Source organism: Rivularia sp. PCC 7116 (assembly GCF_000316665.1).
Classification (GTDB): Bacteria; Cyanobacteriota; Cyanobacteriia; order Cyanobacteriales; family Nostocaceae; genus Rivularia.
The window spans coordinates 3,626,996-3,639,524 of sequence record NC_019678.1 but is presented as its reverse complement, the minus strand read 5'-3'; the positions used below and the strand labels follow the sequence as shown (position 1 = coordinate 3,639,524).

Annotated in this window: 9 protein-coding genes and 1 pseudogene; 5 read left to right on the top strand and 5 right to left on the bottom strand. The window is 36.4% G+C overall.

Annotated elements, in window-relative coordinates; translation table 11 throughout:
* Positions 1-15 precede the first annotated feature (15 nt).
* Positions 16-1,200 (bottom strand): glycosyltransferase family protein, encoded by a 1,185-nt coding sequence (locus RIV7116_RS14265; protein ID WP_015118996.1) that lies wholly within the window; start codon positions 1,198-1,200, stop codon positions 16-18.
* A 340-nt stretch (positions 1,201-1,540) separates the two neighbouring features.
* On the opposite strand from RIV7116_RS14265, the gene dinB reads away from it, so the two are divergent.
* The 3 genes from dinB (at position 1,541) to RIV7116_RS14250 (ending at position 5,367) form a co-directional block, all read left to right on the top strand.
* On the top strand, positions 1,541-2,611 hold the full coding sequence (gene dinB, locus RIV7116_RS14260; protein WP_232435804.1) for a DNA polymerase IV: 1,071 nt from the start codon (positions 1,541-1,543) through the stop codon (positions 2,609-2,611).
* 54 nt (positions 2,612-2,665) lie between these two features.
* A complete protein-coding gene (locus tag RIV7116_RS14255; protein ID WP_015118994.1) occupies positions 2,666-4,303 on the top strand; it encodes a cyclic nucleotide-binding domain-containing thioredoxin-disulfide reductase in 1,638 nt (545 codons plus the stop codon).
* Positions 4,304-4,443: 140 nt separating this feature from the next.
* Entirely contained in the window at positions 4,444-5,367 is a 924-nt protein-coding gene (locus RIV7116_RS14250) for a hypothetical protein (protein ID WP_015118993.1), read from the top strand.
* A gap of 687 nt (positions 5,368-6,054) precedes the next feature.
* Here RIV7116_RS14250 and moaB read toward each other — a convergent pair.
* From moaB to RIV7116_RS14230, 3 genes are all read right to left on the bottom strand, one after another.
* Complete coding sequence (moaB, locus tag RIV7116_RS14240) at positions 6,055-6,570, bottom strand: molybdenum cofactor biosynthesis protein B (RefSeq protein WP_015118991.1); 516 nt, start codon at positions 6,568-6,570, stop codon at positions 6,055-6,057.
* Between the two features lie 475 nt (positions 6,571-7,045).
* The gene (locus tag RIV7116_RS14235) at positions 7,046-8,212 is read right to left on the bottom strand and encodes an alpha-hydroxy acid oxidase (RefSeq protein ID WP_015118990.1); all 1,167 of its coding nucleotides are present in this window, start codon (positions 8,210-8,212) and stop codon (positions 7,046-7,048) included.
* Positions 8,213-8,403: 191 nt separating this feature from the next.
* Positions 8,404-9,390, bottom strand: coding sequence for a methyltransferase domain-containing protein (locus RIV7116_RS14230; RefSeq protein WP_015118989.1), 987 nt, complete (start codon positions 9,388-9,390; stop codon positions 8,404-8,406).
* 362 nt (positions 9,391-9,752) lie between these two features.
* On the opposite strand from RIV7116_RS14230, the gene RIV7116_RS14225 reads away from it, so the two are divergent.
* Positions 9,753-10,592: a cupin domain-containing protein gene (locus tag RIV7116_RS14225; protein WP_015118988.1), complete on the top strand. Its 840-nt coding sequence runs from the start codon at positions 9,753-9,755 to the stop codon at positions 10,590-10,592.
* A 289-nt stretch (positions 10,593-10,881) separates the two neighbouring features.
* Positions 10,882-11,382, top strand: a pseudogene (cysE, locus tag RIV7116_RS14220) (serine O-acetyltransferase); the annotation flags it as partial.
* Positions 11,383-11,760: 378 nt separating this feature from the next.
* Here the strand turns inward: cysE and RIV7116_RS14215 are convergent.
* The gene (locus tag RIV7116_RS14215) at positions 11,761-12,138 is read right to left on the bottom strand and encodes a hypothetical protein (protein WP_015118986.1); all 378 of its coding nucleotides are present in this window, start codon (positions 12,136-12,138) and stop codon (positions 11,761-11,763) included.
* Positions 12,139-12,529 lie beyond the last annotated feature (391 nt).

Sequence of the window (12,529 nt, the reverse complement as noted above, 5' to 3'; positions counted from 1 at the left end):
TAAGCTAAGATTAAGCTAAGCGATTTTTTGATGTACAACCAGATTTTTTATTAATGCTGCGGTATTCTCTACACCATTAGCATCAAATTTAATTTTGCAAGGTTCTATTCTGAGATAATCAATTACTTTTTCCGAAAATATTTGAGGTTGTAAATCAGAATCATCAAGCATTTTTACAACTCCTAAATTATCTAATTTACTTGCTCTGATTCTTTGTTCTTGGTCGTCATTACCCTTAAAAGGTAAAATCATTGCTCTAACACCAGTATTCATCACATTTAAAGTGGTGTTATAGCCAGACATGCTAATCGAAAGGTCGGCTTTTTGCATGTAGCTGAGTAAATTTGGGGTGTAGCGGCTAACTTTAATATTATGCTTATTCTGAGTAAAATATTGCCATGCTTTTAATTGAGCTTCCGGTGCAAATGGCCCAGTAAATACCTGAATGTGATGGGGAATTTTTGCAGATAAAATATCAGCACTTTCAATTACACAATCAATTAAATCATGTCCAAACCTACCGCCGCCGACACTGACTAAGATTAACGGTTGTTCCGATTCAATTATCTTTTTATCTTCCTGACTTAATTCTGTTTTAACTTCTACTTTTTGCACAACGTAGCCAGTATATTTAGTGTCGCATTGAATATCTCTTAATCTAGAAAAGCTTTCATCTAGATGTATAAAATTTGAGTCGCCGTGAATCAATAGCATATCAAAATATTGATTCATTAATCTACAGACCTTTTCTTCATATTTAACCCGATTTGTTTTGGTTACAACAATATCGCGCAAACTAGAAACTATTTTCACGGGCTTTTTGCAAGCGCGTAGTTTTTCCAACAAGGGAATTAATTCAAAAGAAAACTTACCTCTGCCAAATGGAAATAATTCAATCATCAATACATCAGGTTGAAATTCCTCAGCAACTTTTAAAAGCCGATTTTTTCTAATTTCTTGAACTTCAGCTAAAGATAAAGAACTATCAACAACCTGTAGCTGTTTAAACTCGGCATCAGTCTTAATAGCGGGTAAATTTATAACTTCAACTCCTTGAGGAATTTGAAACTCTTTAACAACTTGTCCACCATTTATAAAGCAAACCTGAAAATCTGGCATCAAGCCGCGAACAATTTCCATGCTACGGACTAAATGCCCCATTCCTAATATATGCTGGCAATAAAATAATAACTTTTTCATGGTATTAGTGCTTTACTAATTCTATTTTTCAGGGAACACATTTTAGAAACACATCAACTTGAACTAGCCGTCATTAATTGGGAGCGCAAAGAAAACATCTAATTGATATCTGCTTTTCTATTCACATAATCAACTTTACTTATGAAGTATGCATGAAAGTTTAATGAGAAATTTCTCACTTTAATTAAATCTCTCTCATTGATTAAAGATTGTATTTTCAAATCAAAACTCTGCTTAACTATGGTTAAAAAACTTGAGGCGGGGGACGAGTCAAAGTTGCGGAAATCAAAATAATTAGTACAATTATACCGGTAATTTTAGTTTTAATTTGAGTTATAGAGTGAGCCAGATTAGGAAAATCATTCATATTGATATGGATGCTTTCTATGCCTCGGTAGAACAAAGAGATAATCCCAAGTATCGAGGTAAACCTTTAGTAGTTGGAGGTTCTGCCAATCAACGCGGCGTGGTATCGGCAGCAAGTTATGAAGCAAGGAAGTTTGGCATTCATTCAGCAATGCCATCTAAACTTGCCGTTGCAAAATGCCCGCATTTAATTATCGTTCGTCCTCGGTTTGATATTTACCAAGAAATATCGGCTCAAATCCACAATATTTTTAAACGCTACACCGATATATTTGAACCGGTTGCTCTCGATGAAGCTTACCTCGATGTGACTGCAAATAAACAAAATATTCCTTACGCTTCTACAGTTGCTCGTTTAATTAGAAAGGAAATATTTCAAGAAACTAAGCTTACCGCATCTGCTGGTGTTTCGATAAATAAGTTTCTGGCAAAAATGGCATCTGGAGCGAATAAGCCAAATGGGATGACAGTAATTTTACCAGAACAAGCCCAGGAATTTGTGGAAAAGTTACCAATTGAAAAATTTCACGGCATTGGTAAAGTTACGGCTTCCAAAATGAAAAAATTAGGTATTCATAATGGTGCGAATTTAAAGGAGCTAAAACTTGAATTTTTGGTAAGGCATTTTGGCAAAGCAGGCAATTATTACTACAACATTGCCAGAGCCGAAGATAACCGAGCAGTGCAACCAAACCGCATCCGTAAGTCAATCGGTGCTGAGAACTCGTTTGCCAAAGACTTAAGCGATGAAACATCGATATTACGGGAACTCGAACAAATTGCTCTAACTCTACAAAAGCGATTAGAAAAGCATCAAACTAGCGGTAGAACTATAACGCTCAAAGTGAAATTTTCCGATTATCAGCAAATTACTCGCAGCAAAACTGTAACTGTTTCATTCAGTAATTTAAATGCAATAATTGGCTCGGCAAAAGCCTTACTCAGCAGCATTCAACTGGAAAATCGCAGTATCCGATTGTTAGGTCTTTCGCTGTCAAATCTTGATAGTGCTAAACAAACAATTCAGCTATCACTATTTGAATAGTTAACGAAGATGCCTTGATGGTAAACTAACAGATGCATCCGCAGAACTAAAATCATGACTAAAGATAACCTAGAGCAGCTTGCTTATGTGCAGCTTACAGACAAGCAGTTATCGGCTTTAGATAAATTTACTAGTTTAAAAAGTTATCGACAAGGGGAAAAACTCTTTAGTGCCGGAGATAATGATTTTAAGTTTTTTGTGATTAAAAAAGGTCAAGTAGAAATCGTCGAACGCTCTACAGGCAAGCAAAAAACCGTTACCGTTCACGAAGAAAAAGAATTTACAGGTGATATTTCCATGCTTACGGGTAGACCTTCTCCTGTAAGTGCGGTGGCTGCAACCGATTGTGAAGTTTATGAGGTTTCTAATGCCGACCTCAAACGTATTCTCAAAGAAATTCCCCAACTTGGCGACTGTATTCTTCAAGCTTTTTTGACTCGCAGACAGCTTTTAGAATCTTCCGAGTATACCGGATTAAAAGTAATTGGTTCCAAATACGCCCGCGATACCTTGCGACTGCGTGACTTTCTCGCTAAAAACAAAATTCCCTTCACCTGGATTGATTTGGAGAGCGATCGCACCGTTGATGAGCTTCTCAAACAGTTTGAAATTACTCGCGAAGAAACTCCAATTGTACTGCTCGATAATAATTCAGTTCTTAAAAATCCCGAGAATACAGAATTAGCAAAAGTTTTAGGAATTAGAAAACCCTTAGAAGATATAGTCTATGACTTAGCAATTATCGGAGCCGGACCTGGAGGTTTAGCCGCAGCGGTTTATGGTGCCTCTGAAGGATTAAAGACTATAGTTTTAGAAAAAACTGCACCAGGCGGGCAAGCTAGCTGTAGTTCCAAAATTGAAAACTATATGGGTTTCCCTTTAGGTCTTTCGGGAACCGATTTAGCCAACCGCGCTTTACTGCAAGCTCAAAAATTCGGAGCGCAAATTACCAGCCCAGCTAAAGTCGTCGGATTAGAATCTTACCAAGGCTATAAACTGATTACACTAGCTAGCGAAGAACAAGTAACTGCCCGCTGTGTTGTAATTGCTACTGGGGTAAGATATAAACGCTTACCCGTAGATAGATGCGAAGAATTTGAAGACTGCGGGGTTTACTATAGTGCAACCGCCGTCGAAGCCGAATTATGTCGCGATCGCGTTGTTGTAATTGTCGGTGGTGGTAACTCCGCAGGGCAAGCCGCTATTTTCCTTTCTCAATATGTCGAGAAAGTCCTACTGTTGATTCGGAGTGATAGTCTGAGCCATAGCATGTCAGCTTACCTTAGCGATCGCATTGAACAAAGCGACATGATTGAGCTTTTGACTCATACCGAAGTTACTAAAATGATGGGTGAAGATTGTCTCGAAGCAGTAGAAATTACCAACAATCAAACCCAAGAAAAACAAGAAGTTAAAGTTGCAGGAGTATTTATTTTTGTCGGAGCCATCCCCTGCACTGATTGGCTACCGAGCAATATCGCCACAGATGAAAAAGGATTTATTAAAACAGGTATGCATTTAAGCAATGAAGATATACCTTCACTCAAGCGTCAACCTTTTCTACTCGAAACTTCTCAACCAGGAATTTTCGCAGCTGGTGATGTCCGTTTTGATTCAATTAAACGAGTAGCCTCCGCTGTCGGAGAAGGTTCGATGACTGTTAAGTTCGTACATCAAATTTTGTCAATGTGAATTTTTAATTATATAAGACTTTGTAAAATTTTCATGATTCAAGGTTATTTTCTCCGTAATTGAACTACTTATTCTGTATTCTACAAATACTAGCTAATATAGTTAATTTTTCGGACATTATATAAATTAAAAATAAAATCATGAAAAAAATGCAGAAGAAGTTATATTCAAAATTTGGCAAAAAGTTAATTTTACAAGTCTCTCCAATTGTTGCTACCTCAGTATTGGCAACTTCACCTGCTTTAGCTGCTACTTTTGCTGCTTCTTTCGGGGATTTAACTTTTACAAATTTCAATCAAGAAAACGCAGCATTTGAAGCGATTAATGACGCGAATGCTTCAAATGAAACTAACGCAGATGATAGCATCGCAGATTTTCGCAACTTTTCTGAAACCAATGCCGAACCAACTCCATTAGACATATCTAATATTGCAGAAAGTTTAGTATTTGGTGAGGGTTCAAGTTACCATGCTTTTGCGGAAACTATGCCAAGATTTTTTGCTAATTTTGATGTAAGTAGTAACGAGACTTTATCATTCGACTTTACAACTATTCTCGATCTAGAAGCTGCGGTAGATAAACCAGGAATTGAAACTGCGAGTGCTGCTGGAGATATTGCTTTTTATCTTTTAGATACAACTGGTATTTCCCCAGAAAGTAGATTTGATTTCCTCGACTCAACGCAATTAGATTCAAATAAGATTAGCCAAAATAGCATATTAGAATATTTTACCCTTGCAGCCAATATTGACGCTTTAGGTAAAATTGATTTTTTTAATCATACTAAAAGTCAAAATATTAATCTTACCAGCGATTTCAGTTCTTCTGCTGTTGAAGAAGTTGGTGATTCAGGTAGAAGTCGAGCAATTAGCACTTCTCTTTTTGAGGGTTCTGTAGAAAGGTTTTTTGAACGAGATAGGAATGTCACTTTGTTAGCGTTTAAAAATACAAAATCTAACGTTAAAGTCCCCGAATCTGGAACTAGTTTCTGGTCGGTTTTATATGCAGGATTAATTGCTCTAGGAACTAAAATGATAAATCAAGCTAAGAAAAAAGCTGTTTAATCTATTTCATAAGAATATATTTTATAACTTGTATTTTTTTGAATTGGAAGACATAATAATAAAATATTTGTCTTCCAATTTATTATTAAAAATCAGATTTAAGGTGTATTAGCTGTCTTCATAAGATAATAAAATCCCGATTATAGTTAATATAAAATTGCAGATACGCCGAGCAATTAAAGACAAAACTTGTTAATTTCAGCATCATATTGAATCAAAGCAACAAACTTAGGAATAAATCCAATAGAAAGAGCAATAGATAAACTACCGATGAATAAGAAATGTTTGCGTTTATAGCGGTACTTGCTAATTAAATTTATTTCCCAAATAATTAATGTTGTCAACCAGAGTAAAATTATAAATAGTTTGAATACAATTTCTGCGTCCGTATCGCAATCAAGAATGTTTAAGTCTCTGTATTTATTAAAGTTAACTAGCAATAATACTAATGAGATAAAAAATAACCAGAGAGTAATTGTTATTTGGAATAAACAGCGCATAAAAATATTTTTAAAAGGATAAATACAATCACTTTGAATTTATTAGTTTATTCCGAAAAAAATGTTGGGTTGCGGCTTAATATAATTAGCTAGTTATTTTTATAATTTAGTCGAGCCTTCACACAACCTACGACTGATTATATAATTATTTCCAATGCCCAATGCCCAATGCCCAATTCCCAATTCCCTATTCTCTTAATCTCGGAATCAATTGAGCTAAATTACAGGGACGATTGCGGGAATCAAGCTGTTCTTTAATAATCTCCCATCCGGTTTTACAAGCACCAGAAGAACCCGGTAAACAAAATATGTAAGTACCGTTAGCAACACCAGCTAAACAGCGAGATTGAATAGTAGAAGTCTTAATTTCTTGATAAGAAATCATCCGAAATATCTCTCCAAATCCCTCAATTTCTTTATCTAAAAGAGGTTTAATTGCTTCTGGCGTACCGTCACGTCCCGTTACTCCCGTACCACCAGTTGTTAAAATTACTTGAACGGATTCATCGGCAATCCAACGAGACACAACAGCACGAATTTGATAAATATCATCGGGAACGATTACTTTTTCTGCTAAATTATGTCCTACTGTTGTTAAACTTTCAACTAATATTTTACCCGATTTATCATCAGCTTCCGTTCTCGTATCGGAAACAGTCATTACGGCAATTTTTAACGGAATTAAATATTCTTGACTATCCATAAATTCGATATTAGGTATTACTTTAAATGCAAAACCTCACCCTCAGTCCCTCTCCTTTTAAAGGAGAGGGAAGCCGGAAGCGGTTAATGGTTATATTATTATTACAATAATCTAAATTTTATATTCTTTCTGGACATCTTAGATAATTTTATAATTCCTATTAATTTCATATCTGTTTCGACTTATTTTGTCTATCTCTTATCTCCATTTCCAAAATAGCGGCTACGGTGTACATAGAAGTTATTGAACGAGAAAAAATCACAAGTTAAAATTACAATGTCTTATCTCCCTCTCCTTAATAAGGAGAGGGATTAAGGGTGAGGTTTTTTCAATTATCTAAATTTTATCAGCAGAGGGATTAAGAAGCCACTGCGTTGCGGAGGTACCCGAGCCATTGCGTTGCGCGGGTTCCTCGCGTTGTAGCAAATGGCGTTCCGTTGTAGCAAGTGGCGTGGTGAGGTTTTTTCAATTACAATCATCTAAATTTTATATTCTTTCTCGACAGTTGAGAAAGTTTTGTAATTCCCATCAATTTCATATCTCTTTCGATTTCATTCCTCATATTAGAAATAGCTTTTTCAACTCCTAATTGTCCGCCAGCTGCTAAAGCATATAAATACCATCTTCCACCAGAACAAGCTTTTGCTCCAACCGACAAAGCTTTGAGAACATGGGTTCCTCTTCTAATACCACCGTCGCAGATTACATCAATTTTGTCTCCCACAGCGTCAACGATTTCCGCTAACTGCTCGAAAGGAGATATACAACCATCCAGTTGACGACCGCCATGATTTGATATCATAATGGCATCGGCTCCGATATCAACTGCTTTTTTTGCATCATCAACGCTCATAACACCTTTTAAACAAAACTTTTTACCCCATTTACGATTAATCTCTTCAGCATCTTTCCAATCCATTGATTGATCCAGCATAGTACTTAGATAATCACCCACCGATACCGCTACATTGGTTCCTTTATTAACATGTTCTTCCAATTGCGGTAAACTAAATGGTTCTCGTAATAAATAATTCAAAGACCAATTCAGATGTAGAGCAAAGCTGATTAAACTACTAGGTGTAAGTTTCGGAGGAGTAGTAAATCCCGTCCATAAATCTCGTTCTCGGTTTCCTCCAGTAATTGTATCGACGGTGAGCGCGATCGCATCAAAATTTGCTGCCCTGCACATTTCTATCATCGCATCATTAAGACCTTTGTCTTTATGACAATAAAATTGGAACATTTTGGGTGTAGAAATTGTTTTACCAATCTCTTTTAAACTCACGGTTCCTAAACTAGAAATACCAAACAAAGTTCCATATTGTTCCGCAGCTTTAGCTACCGCTCTTTCACCGTCATAATGAAATAATCTTTGTAATGCTGTTGGCGAACAAAACATCGGAATATCGATTTTCATGCCCATTATTTCCACAGAAGCATCTACTTCTTCAACTCCTGCCAAAACATTAGGAATTAAATCGCATTGCTCGTATGCTTCCGTATTTCTTCTATAAGTTACTTCATCATCAGCCGCTCCATCTATATAGTGAAATATGGGAGCGGGTAATTTTGATTTTGCTAAATTTCTAAAATCATTTGTGTTACGGCAATCTGATATACTTTTAGGGTATTTAAAATTCATTATCTGTAAAAATAAATTTGTATATTATATAATTATTCTCTGGTTATCCTCTACATCTAATTTTTTTTGTTCGGCAACAAAATGAAACAATTACATTAATATTAAATTGTTGGGTTGCGCTTTCGCTTAACCCAACCTACACAAATTCTATCAATTACCCATTACCCATTACCAATTACCAATTACCAAATTCAAACTTGAGCAACTTGACTCGAAGCATCTGCGGATTTCGATGTTGAATTACCTCTAACTGCTTTAAACATTCCAAATCTGCAAAGTCCGGTACCAAATGCTAACCTCATTAACAATATTGTCGGTACTTCCCGCACAGATTTAATAAAACCACCAACCCCAAAACGCATCCATCCCTGGGGTTTAATGATTCCCTGCCAAATAGTATCGAACCAAGATGGAAGTGTTTCTTTTGTCCAGTCTGCTGTAATTACCTCCCCTTCCACAAATCCGGTTGCTTCCAACAGTTCGGAAAAACCTTCTATGCTTGAAAAAGCAGGATGGGACCATTGATCTAATAACTGCTGCATTACTGGTTTTTCCCAGAAATTAAGGGGCTTTTGACGGTCATCTCTTTGATTCCAGTCCGCTACAACTAATAATCCACCAGGTTTAACTACTCGCATCAATTCCTTAGCGAAAACCGCTTTATCCGGCATATGCGGTCCAGCTTCTATCGACCAGACTACATCAAAACTAGCATCGGGGAAAGAAAGAGCCATCGCATCATCTACCAGAAATTTAGCGCTGACATCTTCAGGAGTTAACTCAGTTGCACGTTTCACCTGCTGGGGGCTGATAGTAACACCAGTAACATCAAAACCGTATTCCTTAGCTAAAATTCTGCTACTTCCTCCAATTCCACAACCAACATCTAAAACGGTAGTACCTGTAGGTAATTTATCTAAACCACCCCAACGCACCATTTCATGAACGAAATCGTATTTAGCAACTAAAAAATCTTTGTTTGTGGGTGGGGAACCGTAATGTCCCAAATGAATGTGTTCTCCCCAGTAATATTCCAAAATACCATCGTCCGTCCATTCGTCATAGGAATTGGCTACGGAGTCAGATGATTGATAGCGACGAGCGGAAATTAAATATAGTGCGATGCCTACAACTAATATTGCAAGGATAATTCCCAAGCTCGAAAGGAGTAAATTCATTTAGATACAACCTTAATATTTTTTCATAATTTTATCGTATTAAGGAGTTGTGGGTTTTGATTTAAAGAACAATTTGAGAAATTGAGAATTGGGTTACATCTGGGTTGAAATTTACCCACAAGCTAATAGTCTGTCCCCAGCCGTTTTGATGGGTAACATATTAATTTGTAGGTTGGGTGTCGCTGCGCGCAACCCAACTCGGGTGTTGGGTTCCGTCACAGCACCCTACAACATAAATGTGCCAATTGGGCCATTCCTAATTAAAAAAAACGGTACAAGCAGCACCATAAATAACCTTTGCTGAGTAATGACTTGAGTCACTCATTCTCTTCTAGTTCCCATGCTTTAGAAAAGAATTTGAAATGAATAAAATCGCTATCGCAGCGCTTACCGAAAAAAATCTTTTGCAGGCATTGCATAAAATAATTTTGCCGCCTCTATTGAAAAACAGACAAGCAAAACTAATCAATTTCCATAGGTTATTATTCATGATTACTACAACAACACAACAATTTTACTGCCAGCAGTTCCTAGAAACCATACAACTAGACTATACAATGGCAGGTCATCCATCAATCGCTCGTTGGGTTATTAATTCTATTAAAGTTGATGAAAGTGAAGCCGATACCCATTTCTTATTTGTCTCAGAGGGTGAAGTTACTCTTAAGTGCAATAGCGGAGAATTTTTATTAAAAGAACACTGCTTTGCTGCTGTTCCAGGTAATTTTTCTTTAGATGGTTCGGGACAAGTTCTAGTTGCAACTCTGCTCAATTACACTGGACTTTTCAATATTGGGGGACCAATCGAACCTTTTGGAAGATTAAAATATATTGATGGCTGCTCCTCAACAGTTCTGATTAATCCCCTAAGACGTGGAGAACCATGCTTAAATTTCCTCTATGTTCCTCCTGGTATATCCCAAACTCCTCATACCCATCCCTCATTACGGATTGGACTTGTTGCTTCGGGCAGTGGAACTTGTCAGGTAGATGAAGGAACCTTCAAGATGGAGCCTGGAACGGTTTTCTGTCTTCCAGAAAACAAGTTACATAGCTTCCATGCAATTGATGACTTCTTAAAGATTATTATCTATCATCCAGATTCTGATGTCGGCCCAACCGATGATTCTCATACCATGCTCAACAATACTTTTGTTGGTAAAAAGTCAGCCCAAGTTCTGGATGCAATTAGAACAAGATAACTAGTGTTAGGAGACTTTTTTAAGGGTTATACGAAGGGTTTTTGCGAATATTTTTATTATTTTCAATAAACCCATTTTTTTAATAACCCTCACCGTATTTTTTCGTTGGTAAAGCTTTGGGAAATAGATTTACCTTAATCGATTTCATGAACTCCAAATCCCGATCTATAAATTCAAAAAAACTATAGTAAAGAGGTTGTTAACTATGATTGCTAATGAAAAATTCCCGAGCAGTGTTTATTCTTTTCAAAAAAACTGGACTGTTCTTAAGAAGGCTTGGAAAACTTTAATTGAAGATTATGCGATTGTGATGAAGCGCGATCCAGCTGCAAAAAACTGGTTAGAAGTATTTCTTCTCTACCCAGGACCTCAAGCGATAATATTATATCGCATAGCTCATTTGCTTCATAAGGCTGGTGTTTTCTTTTTACCCCGTTTTATTTCCCATCTCGCTCGCTTCTTGACAGGAATTGAAATTCACCCTGGCGCACTTATCGGCAAAGGTGTATTTATTGACCACGGAATGGGAGTAGTTATCGGCGAAACTGCAATAGTAGGAGATTATTGTTTACTTTATCAGGGTGTAACCCTCGGTGGAACGGGTAAGGAGAGCGGTAAACGTCATCCTACCTTGGGACGTAATGTCACTGTCGGTGCGGGAGCCAAAATTCTTGGTAATATTAAGATTGGCAGTAACGCCCGTGTTGGTGCAGTTTCAGTAGTTCTAAAAGACATACCGGCAAATTCGACAGTAGTCGGAATACCAGGTCGGATTGTTACTCAACGAGGTCGAGTACAAATCAACAATTAGTCGTAATAATTTATACTTTTTTATATTTTTCGTTATCAATAGATTGCTGGCTATTGGAATAGATTCTGTAATTCTATTTGAACTGCACTGCTTAAACCAGTACAAGTTGTATAAATCTCCTAACTAACACATTCTCAAACCCTTATACAGTAAAGCTTTTAGCCAAAGTAAAAAAAGTTAAAACTGAAGATGATGCAGCGAGTCATGGAGTTGGGCTACCTATTGGTGGCGAAAGCTAGTATTTAATTGCATTAATTTCAATAAATTGTAGAGACTTCCTTTCTGCGGAAGTCTCTTACAATAAGTGCGTCTAAATAAATCAGTGATTAGACAGAAGCATTCAGATAAAAAGCGATTTTATAAGTCAGCTTTGGGCGTAAAACCAGCTTGTCGCAAACAGGCTTTGAATTCAATTTCTGCATCGCTTAACTTAGGGTTATCTTTAAGGTTAAATGCCCTTTGAAACTGGTCGTTTGTCATTTCAGATAAAGCACGAGAAATACGATTCAACGTATCTTTATTTTGAATCGTAAGTTGTTTGGGTAAGCAAGATGCAATAGCCTGCATACGTTGGCTATTTTCGATTGTTGGTATTACCTGACTGTCAGTAATATCAATGTTTGGGTTGTTATTAGCCCGAGCTGAAGGTATTACCCCCAGCCAAATTGTGATTGTTAATAAGCAGCTTAATACAGCCACTTTTAACTGTTTGAAGATATGGGATAAATTTACCATTTTTGTTTTTATTTATATGCAAGCACGTCTAAATATAAACTATTAGAAGAGAATAAAAAGCGTCTTTATGATACAAATAAAATATTCTTTTTCCCTAAAATACTGCATTGATTCCCTTACATGTTTTTTGCTAATATTCTTAACATTAAATAACTTTAATATCTTATATTTCCGTAGTTCTATAGGGGATTTGTCATAAAATAGTAAATTATTTTTACTTTTATAATCAATATTTATTGATATATCATTTGTCCAAACTAAGATTTTTTTATTAAGATACTTATAAATTGTTCGTTGAAATACAATGTATTCTTCATGGCTTGAAAATTAATCTTTTTGTGGAAATAATCAGCCTTATCACACTTATTTATAAACTCTTATCCCACTTGCA

Bases quoted from the DNA above. Each gene is read 5' to 3' on its own strand.
- RIV7116_RS14250 (WP_015118993.1), top strand. From the start codon at position 4,444: ATGAAAAAAATGCAGAAGAAGTTATATTCAAAATTTGGCAAAAAGTTA.
- RIV7116_RS14215 (WP_015118986.1), bottom strand. From the start codon at position 12,138: ATGGTAAATTTATCCCATATCTTCAAACAGTTAAAAGTGGCTGTATTA.
- RIV7116_RS14265 (WP_015118996.1), bottom strand. From the start codon at position 1,200: ATGAAAAAGTTATTATTTTATTGCCAGCATATATTAGGAATGGGGCAT.
- RIV7116_RS14235 (WP_015118990.1), bottom strand. From the start codon at position 8,212: ATGAATTTTAAATACCCTAAAAGTATATCAGATTGCCGTAACACAAAT.
- RIV7116_RS14230 (WP_015118989.1), bottom strand. From the start codon at position 9,390: ATGAATTTACTCCTTTCGAGCTTGGGAATTATCCTTGCAATATTAGTT.
- RIV7116_RS14255 (WP_015118994.1), top strand. From the start codon at position 2,666: ATGACTAAAGATAACCTAGAGCAGCTTGCTTATGTGCAGCTTACAGAC.
- RIV7116_RS14225 (WP_015118988.1), top strand. From the start codon at position 9,753: ATGAATAAAATCGCTATCGCAGCGCTTACCGAAAAAAATCTTTTGCAG.
- moaB (WP_015118991.1), bottom strand. From the start codon at position 6,570: ATGGATAGTCAAGAATATTTAATTCCGTTAAAAATTGCCGTAATGACT.